This is a genomic window from Isoptericola sp. MSGPD8_1_ISO-PGPR-S23-394 (assembly GCF_058072785.1).
Map to the genome: position 1 here is coordinate 373,104 of NZ_CM176517.1, position 15,105 is coordinate 388,208.

At 73.1% G+C, this 15,105-nt stretch carries 10 protein-coding genes; 7 read left to right on the forward strand and 3 right to left on the reverse strand.

Annotation, left to right across the window (positions count from 1 at the left end):
* The first annotated feature begins 15 nt into the window (after positions 1-15).
* From AC3RJ8_RS01685 to AC3RJ8_RS01700, 4 genes are all read left to right on the forward strand, one after another.
* On the forward strand, positions 16-1,023 hold the full coding sequence (locus tag AC3RJ8_RS01685) for a hypothetical protein (protein ID WP_489714237.1): 1,008 nt from the start codon (positions 16-18) through the stop codon (positions 1,021-1,023).
* 122 nt (positions 1,024-1,145) lie between these two features.
* Positions 1,146-2,051 carry a PIG-L deacetylase family protein gene (locus tag AC3RJ8_RS01690; RefSeq protein ID WP_489714238.1) on the forward strand — a complete coding sequence of 302 codons (906 nt, stop codon included), beginning with the start codon at positions 1,146-1,148 and terminating at the stop codon, positions 2,049-2,051.
* A gap of 8 nt (positions 2,052-2,059) precedes the next feature.
* Positions 2,060-2,929 (forward strand): ATP-grasp domain-containing protein, encoded by an 870-nt coding sequence (locus tag AC3RJ8_RS01695; RefSeq protein WP_489714239.1) that lies wholly within the window; start codon positions 2,060-2,062, stop codon positions 2,927-2,929.
* Positions 2,926-4,185 carry a glycosyltransferase family 2 protein gene (locus tag AC3RJ8_RS01700; RefSeq protein ID WP_489714240.1) on the forward strand — a complete coding sequence of 420 codons (1,260 nt, stop codon included), beginning with the start codon at positions 2,926-2,928 and terminating at the stop codon, positions 4,183-4,185. Before AC3RJ8_RS01695 ends, AC3RJ8_RS01700 begins: the two co-directional genes overlap by 4 nt.
* A 23-nt stretch (positions 4,186-4,208) precedes the next feature.
* Here the strand turns inward: AC3RJ8_RS01700 and AC3RJ8_RS01705 are convergent, their stop codons facing one another.
* Together AC3RJ8_RS01705 and AC3RJ8_RS01710 are read right to left on the reverse strand one after the other, a co-directional pair.
* Positions 4,209-4,871, reverse strand: coding sequence for a response regulator (locus AC3RJ8_RS01705; RefSeq protein WP_489714241.1), 663 nt, complete (start codon positions 4,869-4,871; stop codon positions 4,209-4,211).
* Positions 4,868-5,998 (reverse strand): sensor histidine kinase, encoded by a 1,131-nt coding sequence (locus AC3RJ8_RS01710; protein WP_489714242.1) that lies wholly within the window; start codon positions 5,996-5,998, stop codon positions 4,868-4,870. The genes AC3RJ8_RS01705 and AC3RJ8_RS01710 overlap by 4 nt, the downstream gene beginning before the upstream one ends.
* 204 nt (positions 5,999-6,202) lie before the next feature.
* Between AC3RJ8_RS01710 and AC3RJ8_RS01715 the strand changes: the two genes are divergently transcribed.
* From AC3RJ8_RS01715 to AC3RJ8_RS01725, 3 genes are all read left to right on the forward strand, one after another.
* Positions 6,203-6,700: a DUF6069 family protein gene (locus AC3RJ8_RS01715; RefSeq protein WP_489714243.1), complete on the forward strand. Its 498-nt coding sequence runs from the start codon at positions 6,203-6,205 to the stop codon at positions 6,698-6,700.
* Between the two features lie 143 nt (positions 6,701-6,843).
* The gene (locus AC3RJ8_RS01720; protein ID WP_489714244.1) at positions 6,844-7,197 is read left to right on the forward strand and encodes a DUF4333 domain-containing protein; all 354 of its coding nucleotides are present in this window, start codon (positions 6,844-6,846) and stop codon (positions 7,195-7,197) included.
* A complete protein-coding gene (locus AC3RJ8_RS01725; protein WP_489714245.1) occupies positions 7,194-13,673 on the forward strand; it encodes a DUF7507 domain-containing protein in 6,480 nt (2,159 codons plus the stop codon). The genes AC3RJ8_RS01720 and AC3RJ8_RS01725 overlap by 4 nt, the downstream gene beginning before the upstream one ends.
* Before the next feature lie 49 nt (positions 13,674-13,722).
* On the opposite strand, the gene AC3RJ8_RS01730 is transcribed toward AC3RJ8_RS01725, so the two are convergent.
* Positions 13,723-15,003 (reverse strand): helix-turn-helix transcriptional regulator, encoded by a 1,281-nt coding sequence (locus AC3RJ8_RS01730; protein ID WP_489714246.1) that lies wholly within the window; start codon positions 15,001-15,003, stop codon positions 13,723-13,725.
* Positions 15,004-15,105: the final 102 nt, after the last annotated feature.

The following is a 15,105-nucleotide window of genomic DNA, read 5'->3' on the forward strand; positions in this document are numbered from 1 at the left end:
AGACGTGGAGGACGCATGCAGCACCGACGCCTGGTCGCCAGGATCGCCCTACTGCTGGTCGGAACTGGCGCACTGACGACCGCCACCGCCTGTGGCGTCCCGGACCAGGATCCGCCGTCGTGGGACGCCGTCGCGGCGACGAGCACCGGTCTGTGGGACACGGTGCCCGTGACCCTGACGTGGTCGCTCGACGGCGACGGCGGGTCCGAGGGCTTCACCGTCGAGCTGCCGCCCGAGCTGCGAGCGCTCGTCCCCGCGACGGATGCGACGACGGCTGACGGGACTCGCGTGGGCCACGTCGAGGTCGACGGGGACGTGGCGCACGTGACCTGGGACGGCGCGCAGGAGGGCCGGGCGACCGCGGAGCTGCTCACGGCCTGGGACCCGGGCGCCGTCGGTGCGGGCGAGGACGTGGAGCTGACGTTCCGGGCCGGCGTCCAGGAGGTCGCCCAGCGGGTCAGCATCCGCGCGGACGAGGCGGACCTGAGCGGCGGACGTCTCTACGGCTACTGGACCGACCGTGAGAACGAGGACCGTCTCGATTCCCAGAGTGCGCTGCAGTGGCGCTATGTCACTCCGTTGGGCACCCCGACGCCGGTGCGTCTCGTCGTCGACTCCGGTCAGGAGATCGACTGCGGAGCGATCACGTTCCGCGTGCTCGACGGCGGGGACGAGGGCCGGGAGATCCCCGGCGCGGACGCACCGGAGTACACCTGCACGGGCCGCGCGCTGGAGGTCACGCTGGAGCCGCGTGCTCCCGGCGAGGCCCTGATGCTGCTCGTGGCCGCAACACCTGTCGACACCGAGGACTCCTATACCGCGGACGTCGAGGGCACCCCCGAGCCGCTGACCAGCACCGTCGACCGTGCCGGCGGCACCGCCGACACCCTTGCCGCCGGCGCGACGGCACCCGGCGCCCGAGCCGTCGCCGCCCGGACCGCCGGCGCCCTCGCCGCCGCCGCCGTCCTCGCGGTGATCGTCATCGCGGCGGCGCGCCGACAGCGACCCGGCCGACGTACCTGACCGCCGGCCTTCCCGACCTCTTCACCCGGGCCGCGGCGTCCGCGCCTCTCAGCACGCGACACACCGCCGCCGCCAGATCCCTACCCTCCTGCGCCCTCGTGCGCCCGCACCCACCAGGACCGATGATGTATCACCTCTTCCTCATCCTTCTCCTCGTCCTCGCCTCGACGGTCGCGGTCACCCGCGGCGACCGGCTGGACGACCGGTACCTCCGCCGCCCGTCCGCCGTCCGGTGGGGCGTCCTCGGCGTCACCGCCCTACTCGTCCCGGTCAACGTCCTTGCCGTCACGCTCCCCGGTGGGTCGGACGTCGCGCTGGGCATCGCCCTCGCCTCCACGACGGTCGTCCTGCTCGGCGGTACCGGGGTGCTGCTGCTCCGGCGCTCGGCGGTCCGTGTGGCGCGGCCGCGCCGGGTCCTCGCGATCGGTGCCCACCCGGACGATCTCGAGCTGGCGTGCGGGGGCACCCTCGCCAAGCTGGTCGACACGGGGCACGAGGTCCACGCCGTCGTGATGAGCCGGGGTGCGGTGGGCGGTGCCGAGGAGACGCGTCTGAGGGAGGCTCAGCGTGGCGCGGCGTTCCTCGGTGCCCGGACCGTGACGGTCCACGACTTCCCCGACACAGCGCTCGCCCAGGCGGAGCAGGGGCTCGTCATGGCCATCGAGGCAGCGATTGACCATCTCGACCCCGACGTCATCCTCACCCACTCGGGGCACGACCAGCACCAGGACCACGCGGCCGTCCACGCCGCGACGCTGCGAGCCGCACGGCAGCGCACGACGATCCTGTGCTTCGAGTCTCCGTCGGTCACCCGCTCCTTCAACCCGAGCGTGTTCATCGACATCGCTGACCACCTCGACGTCAAGGTCCAGGCCGTGCGCCTGCACCGCGACCAGGCCGACAAGCCGTACATGAGCGCCCAGCGTCTGCGTGGGCTGGCCACCTTCCGCGGGGCGCAGGCCAAGCGTGAGTTCGCCGAGGGCTACGAGCCGGTCCGCGTGCTCGGCTCGGCCCTGGGAGAGCTGTGAGGAGCCGGGTGCTGGTCACCGGGGCCGGTGGGCCCGCGGGCACCGCGCTCGTCCGCGAGCTGCGCGCACGGGGTCAGCACGTGCTGGCCGTCGACGCGGAGCACCACCCCGGGGTCGTCCGGGTGCCGTACGCGACGGACCCCGGGTTGGTCGCCGTGCTGCGGCGACTCGTCGACCTCGAGCAGATCGACCTGGTGATCCCCACGGTGAGCGAGGAGCTGCCCGTGCTGGCGGCGTCGATGGCGCAGCTCAACCCGGCTCACACGGTCGTCGCCCCCGAGCGGGCGGTCCGGCTCGCGCACGACAAGCTCCTGACGAGCCGGGCGCTCGAGGCGGCAGGAGTGCCCGTCCCGGCGCACGGCGTGCCGGAGGACTATGACGACGCGCGCGCCGCGGTGCGCGCGCTCGGCGGCGCGGTCGTCACCAAGCCGCGGGTCTCGCGCGGTGGGCGGGGCGTCGAGGTGGTCGACGAGGCGTGGACCGGCTCGTGGGCCGAGGTCCCGCCAGGATCCGTCGTCCAGGCGTTCGCGCCGGGTGTCGAGTACGCCCCGATGGTCTTCCGCGCGCCGGGCGCCGACCGGGCGCAGGTCACCGTGGTGCTCGAGAAGACGGCGCTCGCGGACGGCCGGGTCGGCAACGCCACCGCCGTGCGGCGGGTGCGTGCCGACGACGTCGCCGAGGTCGCGAGCCGCGCGGTGGTTGCTCTGGGACTGACTGGGCCGGTCGATCTCGACGTCCGGCGCGACGTCGACGGCCGGCCCGTGGTGCTCGAGGTGAACGCCCGCTTCGGCGCCAACAGCGCCGCCGCGCCCGAGGTGATCGACGCCGTGCTCGAGGACTCCGGCCTGCCGGCACACGGAGCCGGAGTGGGAGCGTGAGCGAGGCGGTTGACGCGGTGTCGCTGACGGTCGTCCTCGGCGGCCTGGCGCTGCCGCTGTTCGGCCTGGCCAAGCTCGTCCTCGTGCCGCTGGCCGTCGCGTTCGAGCTGCGGGAGGCTCACCGCCGCCGTCATGGCGTCCACACGATCCTCGCGGAACGGCCCCGGGTCAGCGTGGTGATCCCCGCCTACAACGAGGCTCCGGTGCTCGAGAACTGCGTGCGGTCCCTGGTGAGCGGCTCGTACGACCGGCTCGAGGTGGTCGTCGTCGACGACGGGTCCGACGACGGCACCGCGGAGATCGCCCGAAGGCTGGAACGGACGTACCCCCAGGTGCGGGCCGTGCAGCAGGCGAACGCCGGCAAGGGGGCAGCGCTCAACCGGGGCATCGCGGAGGCGAACGGAGAGATCCTGTTCTTCGTCGACGCGGACGGGATCTTCGGCCGCGACACCGTCGCCGAAATGCTCCGCGGGTTCGACCACCCCCGTGTCGGCGCCGTGTGCGGGGACGACCGTCCGGTCAACCTCGACCGGGTCCAGACCCGGCTGCTCGCGATCCTCAGCCACGCCGGGACAGGTCTGGTCCGGAGAGCGCTGACGCTTCTCGGCTGTCTGCCGATCGTCTCTGGCAACATCGGCGCGTTCACGCGGGACGTCGTGGCCGAGGTGGGCGGATTCGACGAGACGACGGTCGGCGAGGACCTCGAGCTGACCTGGCGGGTGCACCGTGCGGGGTACCGCGTGGTGTTCCGGCCGCGTGCGCTCGTGCACGCCGAGTCGCCCTCGACGCTGCGGACGCTGTGGCGCCAGCGTGTCCGGTGGGCGCGCGGACTGCTGCAGACGATGCGCCGGCACCTGGACATGATCGGCAACCCGCGCTACCGGGCGTTCGGCCTCTACCTGGTCGTCAACACGTTGACCATGGTGGTGATGCCGCTGCTGCAGCTCCTGGTCCTCGCGCTGTTCCCGGTGGCGCTCGTCCTGGGACCCGTGTCTGTGGACGGCGGGCTGTGGGGGTGGCTGGGCTGGCTCGGGTTGCTCGTCTCGCTCGCGGTGATCGGAGTGGCCCTCGCCCTCAACCGTGCCTGGCCCGACCTGCGCCACCTCTGGACGCTGCCGCTGTGGCCCGTGTACTCCACCATGCTCGGCCTCGTCGTCGTCGGTGCTCTCTGGCAGGAGGCGCGCGGCAAGACGGCCGCGTGGCACAAGATGGTCCGTACCGGCGTCGTGAGCGTCGACGGGCTGGCACGGCGCTGACCGGTCCGGATGCCGTCGACCGTTCAGTCCTCGGCGTCGTGCACGAGCAGCGCCACCTGCGTGCGGTTCTCCAGGCCGAGCTTGTCCAGCAGGTGGGAGACGTGCGCCTTGACCGTCGGCACGCTCAGGTAGAGGCGGGCGGCGATCTCGGCGTTGGAGGCCCCGCGGCCGAGCTCGGCGGCGACGTCGCGCTCCCGGGCGGTCAGGGCGCTCAGGGCGTCGCGGGCGCGATCTCGGGCGCCGCCCGCTCCCGCGACGGTCGCCATGAGCCGCCGGGCGACGTCGGGCGCCAGTACGGGCTCGCCCGCCGCGGCGGACCGGACCGCGGCGGCGATCCGTGCGGGCGGCATGTCCTTGAGGAGGTAGCCGGCGGCCCCGGCACGCAGCGCCCCGCCGACCTCCTCGGTGGTGTCGAAGGTGGTGAGGACGACGACGGCGGGCGGGGCCGGGCGTGCGCGGACGGCCCGGGTCGCGGCGATCCCGCCGACGCCGGGCATGCGCAGGTCCATGAGGACGACGTCCGCCGGGTGGGCGTCGAGCACGCCGGGCACGTCGCCGCCGTCCGCCGCCTCCGCGACCACCCGGATGCCGTCGGCGCCGTCGAGCATGAGGCGCAGGCCGGCACGCACGAGCGCGTCGTCGTCGACGAGCATGACGCGCACCCCGGGCTGCTGCGGTTCGGTCATCGGTCCCACGGTAGCCACGCCTCGAGCGTGAATCCTCCGTCGGCGCGCGCCCCGGCGTGCAGGCGCCCGCCGAGGAGCGTCACCCGCTCGCGCAGCCCCACGATCCCGGTGCCGCTGCCCGGGCCGTCGCCGGGTGCGCCCGGCCCGCCGCCGTCGTCGTCCACGCGTACCCGGGCCTCGTCGCCGGCGAGCTCGAGCTCCACGCGTACGGTCGCGCCGGCGGCGTGCCGTCGGGCGTTGGTGAGTCCCTCTTGGACCGCGCGGAAGAGCGTGGTCCGCACGGCCGGGGGCACGTCGCCGGCGTCGGCCGCCGGTGCCTCGTAGGTGACGTCGCTCCCTGACGACCGCGCCTCCTCGACGAGGCGGGCGACGTCGTCCAGGTCGGGTGCGTGGCCGAGGTCCTCGGGTCCCGCGCGCAGCAGCCGGACCACCTGGCGCAGATCCTCGAGGGCGTCGCTGGCGCCGGAGCGCACGCGGCCGGCCGCCGCGGCCAGCGCGGCCGGGTCAGCGTCGGGCCGGTACTCGAGCGCCCCCGCGGTCGCGGCGAGGAGGGAGAGCCGGTGGGCGAGGGTGTCGTGCATCTCGCGGGCGATCCGGGTGCGCTCGGCCGTGCGGGCCTCGGCCACCCGCTGCTCCTGCTCGGCCTCGGCGCGGCGGGCGCGTTCTCGCAGCGACCACAGCACCAGCGCCCGTTCCTGCCAGTACGCGCCCCACCCGAGCAGCGCCGCGTGCACCGCGACGTCGCACAGCAGCCACCACTCGAGCGGTAGCGGGACGGGGTGCCACAGCGCTTGGACGGCGTGCCCGAGCGTCCCGGCGACCGCGACGGGCAGGGCGGTGCGGACCGGCCGGCTCCGCGCCACCTGCAGCGTGGCGGCCGTAGCGGCGGGCGTCGCGGCCGGCGACAGCGCGGCCAGGACGGCGAGCCCGAGGGCCGCCGCGACCGTGTGCCGGGTGAACATCAGAGCGGTCAGCCCGAGCGCGCCGAGACCGACGACGACGTCGAGGAGCGACCTGTCAGGGGCGTCGAGGCTCGAGGTCACCACCACCAGCACGGTCAGCGCGGCGATCACCAGCCAGGCACCGACGAGCAGGCGCCGGGGCAGTCGCGGGCCGAGGGTCTCCATGGCCTGCACGCTTCGACGCGTCGTCGCGGCCCGACACCGACGAAGGTCGGGGGTGCCCCCGGGCAGCGGTCGGGGCCGCCGACGACGGAGGTCGTGGTCGATGTCTCCCTCCGGCCGAGGCGCGGCCGGGCCTTCCGCTCCCAGGCTGGTCTCCCACAGACGATCGACGACAGCCGGTGCGTAACGGCAGGAGGAGGCAGGGCGATGACCGATCAGGCGACAGGGCGGACGCCGCACGGCGGGCATGGGACCGGGCGACCGGGGCGCGGCGTGCTCCGCCGTCCGACACCGCCGTGGGCCGTCCCGCTGCTGGCCGCGGCGGTCGCCGCCGTGGTGTGGATCGTCGCGACGCTGAGCGGTGCGGAGCTGCGGGCCCGTGCCGGGGACGGGCTGCGCGAGGTGGGGCTGGTCGACGTCGTCGTGGCCGGACTGGTGGCAGGGCTGCTCGGGTGGGGTGCGCGTGCGCTCCTGCGGCGGCTGACGGGGGACGGCGAGCGGACGTGGCTCGTGCTGTGCGGGGTGGTCCTGCTGGTGTCGCTGGCCGGTCCGCTCGGTGCGGCGACGCGCGAGGCGGCGGGGTTCCTCGTCGCCGAGCACGTCGCCGTCGGCGCCGCGATCGCGCTGGGTCTTCGCGGGCGCCCGCGCGTGTACCGGGCGTCCGGACGGCCTCGGCCGGTGGCCGTCTCGAGGCCACGTGGATGATGACCCTGTTGATGATCTCTCACCGGTGGACGAGCGCTACCAGACCGGAGCGTGTCGAATATGTCTCGCTGGCCGCGTTCAGGCGGCTTGCGACGACCAGGACTGGGGAGCACAACGTGGGGTGCACGACACGTCGTCCGGTGGTGGAACGCACCGGTGCAACGCGGCTGCGCCGGCGCTCGGGCGGCACGCGCCGGCCGGGGCTGGTGGCCCTGGTCCCGTTGCTGTTCGTCGCGAGCTGCAGTGCTGGACCGACGGCCGACGGCGAACACCTCGCGACGGAGCTGATGACCACGATCGAGCGACAGATCGATGTGCGGCCGACGGTCCGGTGCGCCGCGGGCGAGCTGAGCGTCGCCGACGGCGCCGAGCACGACTGCACGGTGACGGACGCCGGCGAGACCCACACGGCACGGGTTCGTGTCGTCAATCCGGACGGTGACGACGACTACTCCGTCCAGCTCGAGATCTCCACCGACGACGCGAGGGACCGATGAAGCAGACGAAGGGCTCCACCATGGCAGCGACGGGACGACGCAGGGGGCTGCGCCGGGTGGGATCGCTCGTGCGCGGTGTCGCCGCCACCGTCGTCGCCGCCCTCGCCCTCACCGGGACGGTCGCGGCCGGCCCGGCGGCGGCAGCGGACGCGGTGCTGACCGTGAGCGTGACCCCGGTGCACCACCTCACCGGTGAGCCCGTCACGGAGACGTCGTACGGCCAGCACGACGACCGGCTGGCGTACCGGGTCTCGTACGCGTGCTCGGTGGCGGACTGCACCGGTGCGGAGGTCCGCTTCTCCCCGTCGCAGCCCGACCCCTACGGGCTGGCGGCGCTCGCGCCGAGCGCGGACTACAGCACCCCTGCGCTCCTCGCGTACGAGACGTGGACGCGCCCCAACGGGGCACCCGACGTGACACCGACGGGCGACGACCTGACCGGCAAGGTCTTCCAGCTCGGAGACCTGGCCGCCGGGGACTCCGGGACGTTCCTCGTGACCTACCAGGTCGAAGCGGAGGGAACGAGCGGCTTCGGCGCGACGGCGCGAGCCGGGCAGTTCTACCCCGACGGCTTCGAGATCGTCATGGGCGTGGAGGCGTCGGCCGAGAACGTGCCGGACCCGGTCGAGGCGACCGCTGCTCCCGTCGTCTGGCACAACGAGGTCCCCGACCCGAGCGTCGCCATCGTCGGTGCGGAGAGGACCGTCTCCGTCGACGACCCGCTGACCCTCACGAACAGGATGGGCAGCGGCGCCTTCCCGTTGTTCGTCACCGGCGGGCCCTACCGGGACGCCTACGGCACCACCGAGTGGGTCGCGGCCGGCAGCTACACCGTCACGCAGACCCTGCCGCCCGAGGCGGAGGTCGTCGACACGGATGGCGGTGTGTACGACGAGGCGACCCACACGATCACGTGGACGCGCGGTACCGAGGACGAGCCCGTGTATGACGCCGCGGGTGGTTGGGGCAGCCCGGAGTCGGCCTGGTACACCCGCGACAACTACCGGCCGCACCGGGTCGAGCTCCGGTTCCCGGGGGAGAACTTCGCCGACGCCGACGCCGACGGATGCAACTTCGAGGCGACGGTTCCCGTCAGCCTCTCCGTCGAGGCGACCTACCTCGACGCGGCTCGCACCACCAAGTCCGCGGACACCACCGTCGACGTCGTGGTCGCCTGCTGGGACCCGTTCGGTACAGGGACGACGGCGAAGGACACGTCGCGGACGGGGACGGACGGGCCCACGCGGCTGATCGAGGTGCCGGACGCCGGCGAGCCCGCCAACGAGTACCGGTGGACGGTGTCCGCCGGCAACGGCAGCAACCAGGTGGGAACGGCAGTCATCGAGGACACGTTCGACCAGCAGAACCTCGACGTCTTCGAGATCGCGCTGTCCGGTCCGGGAACGATCGAGTGGGAGCTCGACGACGGTCGGACCGGGACGACCTCGGGCTCCCGCTACCGGGCGCCCGAGGGCACCAGGATCGTGTCGATGAGGGTCACCAGCGGAGACATCCAGCCGTCGCGCGCGCAGCCCGACGACCGGACCTTCAACTGGTTCAACGCGAACGTCCGCTACCGGGTGCAGCCCGGGTCGCCCGTCGACGTCGAGCGGGTCAACACGGCGACGTCGACCATGTCCTGGCCCGACGCGCCGGAGCTGGAGCCCCAGGAGACCGAGGCTTCACGCACCGTGCGGCTCGTGGAGACACCCCGTGCGGTTCCCGAGGTGGTCGCCGACTTCTCGGCTGCTCCCGCGGTCGAGGGCGGTGGCAGCGCGGTACCCGACCGGGACGTCACGTTCAGCGTCGCCGGCTCGGTGACCGACATGCCGACCGACAGCCCCTTCACCCCGCAGTACGTCTTCATCGCGCCAGCAGGGTGGACCGTCTCCGAAGGGTCGGCGGCGTTCTCCGACGCGCCGGACGGCGTGACGTTCGACTATGCGACGCGCACCGTCGACGGCGTCGAGCGGGACGTGGTCGTGGCGGTGTGGCCGGACGCGACGGCGTTCGACGACTACGAGCCGCTGCCGACGATGACCGTCGTCGCGAAGCCGACGTTCGCCGTGGCCGCCGGTACGACCAGCGTCGCGCACGCATGGATGGGCGACTCGACCCGCACCTGGGACGACACCGAGGCGGACTTCCGCGAGGGGACGCAGAACACCGACGACGTGGACGGCTCCGGCGACGTCTCCGCCTGGTTCGCGACGACGTCCCAGAGCGTCGCCGTCTCCGCCGCCGACTCCCTGACGGTCGTGAAGGAGATCTGCCAGCCGGACCCGACCGCCGCGGACGGCTGCGAGTGGATCGCCGACCCGGACCGGGTGGTGCAGGTGCCGGCCAACGCGACCAGCATCGGATACCGCGTGACGCTGCAGAACAGCGGCAACACGTCCCTCGGCGACGTGGTGGCCTACGACGTGCTCCCGCACGTCGGTGACACCGGGATCACGCCGAGCACCGCGAGCACACCGCGGGGCTCGGAGCTCGACCAGAGCCTCAGTGCGGTCACGGGCACGAGCCCGAACGTGGAGCTCGCGTTCTCCGCGTCCACCGACCCGGACCGTCCGGAGGTCCACCCGGAGCCCGGCGACGACGACTGGTCGGCGGAGCCCGTCGGCATGCGGTCGGTGCGGGCGCTCGTCACGGGTGACCTGGCGCCGGGCGAGACGGCGTCGTTCGTCCTGACCGCGGCGATCGAGGGTGCGGTGGGAGCCGACGCCCTCGCCTGCAACTCCGTGGCGGTCGCTTCCGACCGCACGCTGGCCTCCGAGCCCCGGCCGGTGTGTGCGGTGACGACGGAGGCCGACCTCGTCGCGGGCGGAGCCGACGCCGTGGACGGTCAGGTCGGACGTCCCGTGGTGGTGCCGTTCGAGTTCGAGAACCTGGGCGGTTCGGCCGAGGCCGAGGCGGTCGTGACCCTCTCGCTGCCGGCGGGCGTCCGGGTGGACGAGCTCGCCCCGGACGGCTGGACCTGCACGTCGGACGGTACGGCACCCGTCGAGGGTCCGGCGACACTCGAGTGCACGCCGACGGAGATGCTGACGACGGGGAGCCCTGCGCCGCTCCTCCTCGAGGCGATCGTGACGCGCGCGGACCCGGAGATCGTCGCGCTGGTCGACGGCCCCACCTACGACTCCGACGAGACGAACAACGAGCACACGGTCCTGGTCCGGACGACCGAGGCGGCCGGTGACCTCGAGGTCGAGAAGTCGGACGCCAGGTCCGCCGTGGTGCCGGGTCAGGAAACGACGTACTCGATCACGGTCACCAACCCGCTCGACCACGAGGAGCTGACCGGCGTCACCGTGGTCGACGAGGTCCCGGCGGGCACCGAGCTCGTCTCGGCGTCCGACGACGGCCAGCACGCCGACGGTGACGTCACGTGGGTCGTCGAGACGATCCCTGCCGGCGGTTCCGTCGAGGTGAGCATGACGGTGAGCGTTCTCGAGGACGCTGGCACGGCTATCACGAACACGGCGACCGCGACCGCGGACGATCCGGCGTTCGAGGGGACGACGCTCAGCGGTGAAAGCACCGACGTGAACGTCGTCGACCGGGTCGTGCTCACCAAGACCGCCACGCCGGCGGACCCGGCCGACGCCCGCCCCGGAGACGTCGTCACCTATCGCTTCACGATCACCAACGCCGGGAGCGGTCCGCTGAGCGGCATCGAGCTGGACGACCCGATGCCGGGGCTGTCACAGGTGACGTACGAGCCGTGGCCCACCCTGCCCGGCCACCTGGGCAGCGGCCAGTCGGTCTCGGCCACGGCCACCTACACCCTGACCGCCGACGACGTCGACGGTGGCGAGCTGCAGAACACGGCGACGGTCCGGGCCGACTCCGCAGGTGGCGGTGTCGCGACCGACGACGCGGGTCATACCGTGGAGATCGCGCACGCACCGGGTATCCGGCTCGCCAAGTCGGGGGAGACGTCCGGCGCGGACGCCGGCGACGTCGTCACCTACACCTTCGACGTGGAGAACACCGGCAACGTCACCCTGGCGGACGTCGAGATCGTCGACGACCTGCCGGGCCTGTCGGCACTCACGTTCGGTGCGTGGCCCGGTGCGGAAGGTGTGCTCCCCGCAGGCGACTCGGTGGTCGCGACGGCCACCTACGAGCTGACGCAGGACGACGTCGACGCGGGATCCGTCGACAACACCGCGACGGCCGCCGGCAGCGCACCGGACACCACCACGGTGGAGTCCTCCGACACGGCGACGGTCCTCCTCGCGTCCCACCCGGCGCTGACGTTCGAGAAGACGGGCGCGGCCGACGACCCGGCTCGCACGTCCGCCGGCGGCACCGTCACCTTCTCCTTCGAGATCGAGAACTCGGGCAACGTCACCCTGGACGACGTGACCGTCGAGGACGCGCTGCCCGGGCTGTCGCCGATCAGCTACGACGGGTGGCCCCAGGACGCCGGCGTGCTCGCTCCCGGCGAGTCCGTGACGGCGACCGCCACCTACGTCACCGACCAGGACGACGTCGACGCCGGCGGCGTGGACAACGAGGCGACGGTGACCGGCATGGCGCCGGACGGCCAGACGGCGGTCGCGCAGGACGCGACGCGGGTGCCCGTCCCGGCCGATCCCTCCTTGTCCGTCACCAAGTCCGGGCGGCTCGACGCCGGGGCGCCCGCAGCCGGAGACACGGTCACCTACACGTTCGTCACGACGAACACCGGCACGTCGACCGTCTCGGACGTCGCGCTGGACGACCAGCTCGACGGCCTGTCGTCGATCGAGTTCGGGCCGTGGCCGGGCGGTGAACCGGGTGTGCTCGCTCCTTCCGAGGAGGTCAGCGCCACCGCGACGTACGTCATCACCCAGCAGGACCTCGACCGCGGGCGGGTGGACAACGTCGTCGAGGCGACCGGCACGGCTGCGAACGGTGGATCGGTCTCGGCTCTCGACGGGGACACGGTCGCCCTCCCCGCGGCGGCCGGCGTCACGCTGGACAAGTCGGGACAGATCGCCGCCGTCGCGCCGAGGGCGGGCGACCTCGTCGACTACACCTTCGTCGTGACGAACGCCGGCAACGTGACTCTCGAGGGGGTCGAGATCGACGACCAGCTCGACGGTGTCTCGGCGGTGACGTTCGGTCCGTGGCCGGGTTCGCCCGGAGAGCTCAGCCCTGGGGCCGAGGTGCGGGCGACGGCCACCTACGCCGTCACGCAGGCGGACCTGGACGGCGGTGAGGTCGTGAACGTCGCGACCGCGTCGGCGACCGGGGTCCGGGGCGGCGCCGTCACCGACGGGGACACCTCCACGGTCCCGCTGGGCGCGGAACCTGCCGTCGCTCTCGACAAGGCGGCCGGGTCGACGGCCGACGTCGGGGCAGCCGGCGACGCCTTCGACTACACGTTCGTGGTGACGAACACGGGCAACGTCACGCTCACCGGTGTCGAGGTCTCGGACGCCCTGCCAGGACTCTCCGACATCACGTACGGCGAGTGGCCCGCGGAGTCGGGCACGCTCGCCCCGGCGGAGTCGGTGGTCGCCCGGGCGACGTACCACGTCTCGCAGGACGACCTGGACACGGGCGAGGTGTTCAACGAGGCGACGGTCGGTGCGGCAGGTGCTCGCGGTGGCCTCGTCGACGCCCGGGACGACGTGACCGTCGTGCTGGACGGGGACGCGGCCCTCCGGTTCGCGAAGACCGGGGAGCTGGTCGACCCGACCCGGCCCCTCGCCGGTGACGCAGCAACCTTCACGTTCGAGGTGGAGAACACCGGCAGCGTCACGATCGCGGCCGTCACGATCGACGACGAGCTGGAGGGCGTGTCGGACGTGGTGTTCGACGACTGGCCCGGTGAGCCGGGCTCCCTGGCGCCGGGGCAGGTGGTGACGGCGACGGCGAGCTATTCCGTGAGCCAGGCAGAGATCGATGCGGGGGTCCTCGAGAACACTGCCACCGTGACCGCCTCCTCCTTGCGGGGAGACCCTCTGGAGGAGACCTCGTCGGTCACGGTCCCGTTGGAGTCCGTCCCGGGGCTTGCGCTGACCAAGCGTGCAGCCCTGGACGACGGCAACGGCGACGAGGTCGCCGGCCCGGGAGAGGAGATCACGTACGCGTTCGACATCACGAACGTCGGCAACACCACGATCTTCGATGTGCAGGTCGTCGATCCGATGGTGTCCGGCGTCGACGGCGTCGACGAGCTGGCCCCGGGCCAGACGGTGACCGTCACCGCCGCTCCTTACGCGGTGACGGCGTCGGACGGTGCCGCGGGATCGGTGGACAACACCGCCTCGGCAGCAGGCTCGGACGCGGGCGGCCGGCCGGTGGTCTCGCCGGAGTCGACGGTGTCCACTCCGAGCGCGGCGACCCCGACGGTTGACGGCCAGGGCGGTGAGCTCCCCCGCACCGGCGCCGACGTCGGTACGGCGGTGCTCGTGGCGATGGCGTTGCTGGTCGCGCTCGGATGCCTGCTGCTGGTCGCTTCGCGGTGGCGCCGCTCCTGAGCGACGATGGCGCCCGCCGTCCGGCCCCGTGGTCAGGGGCCGGACGGCGTCAGCGCGGTCGGGGAGCGGCGTCGTCGATGAGCCCGAGCATGTGGGCACGGGCCAGGGCGTCGAGCCGGCTCGAGACCCCCAGCTTCTTGTAGATGCTCTGGATCTGCGTCCGGACGGTCGCTGGTGAGACGTAGAGAGCGCGTGCTGCCCCTGCGGCCGTCGCGTCCTCGTCGAGCAACCGCAGGACCTCGCGCTCGCGCCGCGTCAGGTGTACTGGCCTGCTGAACCGCACCGGATTGGTCGCGGACCCGCTGGGGGGCAGGACAGGGGAGACTCCCGCGATGCGGCACAGCCGGGCGAGGTCGTCGTTCCGTGCAGCCAGGAACGGGCGGACGTGCTCCGCCGTGGAGCGCAGCCCGAGAGCGAGGAGGAACTGACTCCTCGCCTCGCCCTCTTCGCCAAGTCCGAGACGCCCGAGTGCTCCTGCCAGGTGCAGGGCGATGCGGTCGCCGAGCGGGCGCGCCGGGCCAGCGGAGTGCAGGGCGCGCGATGCGACCCGGACCGCCTCGCGGTCGTCCCCCTGGCTGAGATGGGCCCAGGCCAGGTGGTGGGCCAGGTACCACGGATGGTCGAGGGCGCGGGTCAGGTTGATCACGCGGCTCCCCGGGGCGATCCGGGACTCCAGCGCGGCCTCCGAGCGGTAGACCAGCTCACCGGTCATCGTCGTGCTGTCGGGTGTGCCTGCCCCGTGCTGGGTGCGCGCCTCGTCGAGCCGCTTGGCTCCCTCGGCCGGGTCTCCATAGGTGGAGTCGAACGTCGCCCAGGCGTAGGCGACGAAGGGCCACAGCTCGACGCTCTGCGTCGGTGGGCCGATCTGCTCCAGCAGGGCGCGAGCTTCGGACGGACGGCCTTCCTCCATGGCGCAGAGCGCTCGCGCGACCTTCGCGCCCAGTGCCGTCAGGTGCTCGATCTGCGCTGTCAGGGGGCCCATCCGATAGGTCTTCTCGGCCCAGGACTGACCCAGTTCGACGTGACCGCGAAAAGCGCAGACCAGAGCCAGGTTGGCGGCAGCGTTGGCGCCTGCGTAGTGGGCGTGCGGAGGGGGACCAGCCTCGCCGTACGCCTGGGCGTTCAGCTCGCTGGCCCGGTCCACGTCCCCGGCGAGCAGCGCCGTGAGTGCCCGCTGGCTGGTGAGCCACCCGGGCCGCAGGGCCGCGGAACGAAGGTCTGCGGAAGGGTGGACGAGATGGGGCTCGCGCCGATCGACCCAGGCGCCGATCCTCTCCGACTCCGCGTAGTCGCCGTAGAGACGTGCCGAGATGACAGCGATCGTTCCCATCGACACGAGGTCCTTCGCTGACCGCGCACGATCGAGCCGTGAGGCGTACGCGCTCCCGCGTCGCGCCAGCTCGTGCAGGACTGCTCGGACGTGTGGATCCCG

Bases quoted from the DNA above. Each gene is read 5' to 3' on its own strand.
- AC3RJ8_RS01685 (WP_489714237.1), top strand. From the start codon at position 16: ATGCAGCACCGACGCCTGGTCGCCAGGATCGCCCTACTGCTGGTCGGA.
- AC3RJ8_RS01690 (WP_489714238.1), top strand. From the start codon at position 1,146: ATGATGTATCACCTCTTCCTCATCCTTCTCCTCGTCCTCGCCTCGACG.
- AC3RJ8_RS01705 (WP_489714241.1), bottom strand. From the start codon at position 4,871: ATGACCGAACCGCAGCAGCCCGGGGTGCGCGTCATGCTCGTCGACGAC.
- AC3RJ8_RS01710 (WP_489714242.1), bottom strand. From the start codon at position 5,998: ATGGAGACCCTCGGCCCGCGACTGCCCCGGCGCCTGCTCGTCGGTGCC.
- AC3RJ8_RS01715 (WP_489714243.1), top strand. From the start codon at position 6,203: ATGACCGATCAGGCGACAGGGCGGACGCCGCACGGCGGGCATGGGACC.
- AC3RJ8_RS01725 (WP_489714245.1), top strand. From the start codon at position 7,194: ATGAAGCAGACGAAGGGCTCCACCATGGCAGCGACGGGACGACGCAGG.
- AC3RJ8_RS01730 (WP_489714246.1), bottom strand. From the start codon at position 15,003: ATGGGAACGATCGCTGTCATCTCGGCACGTCTCTACGGCGACTACGCG.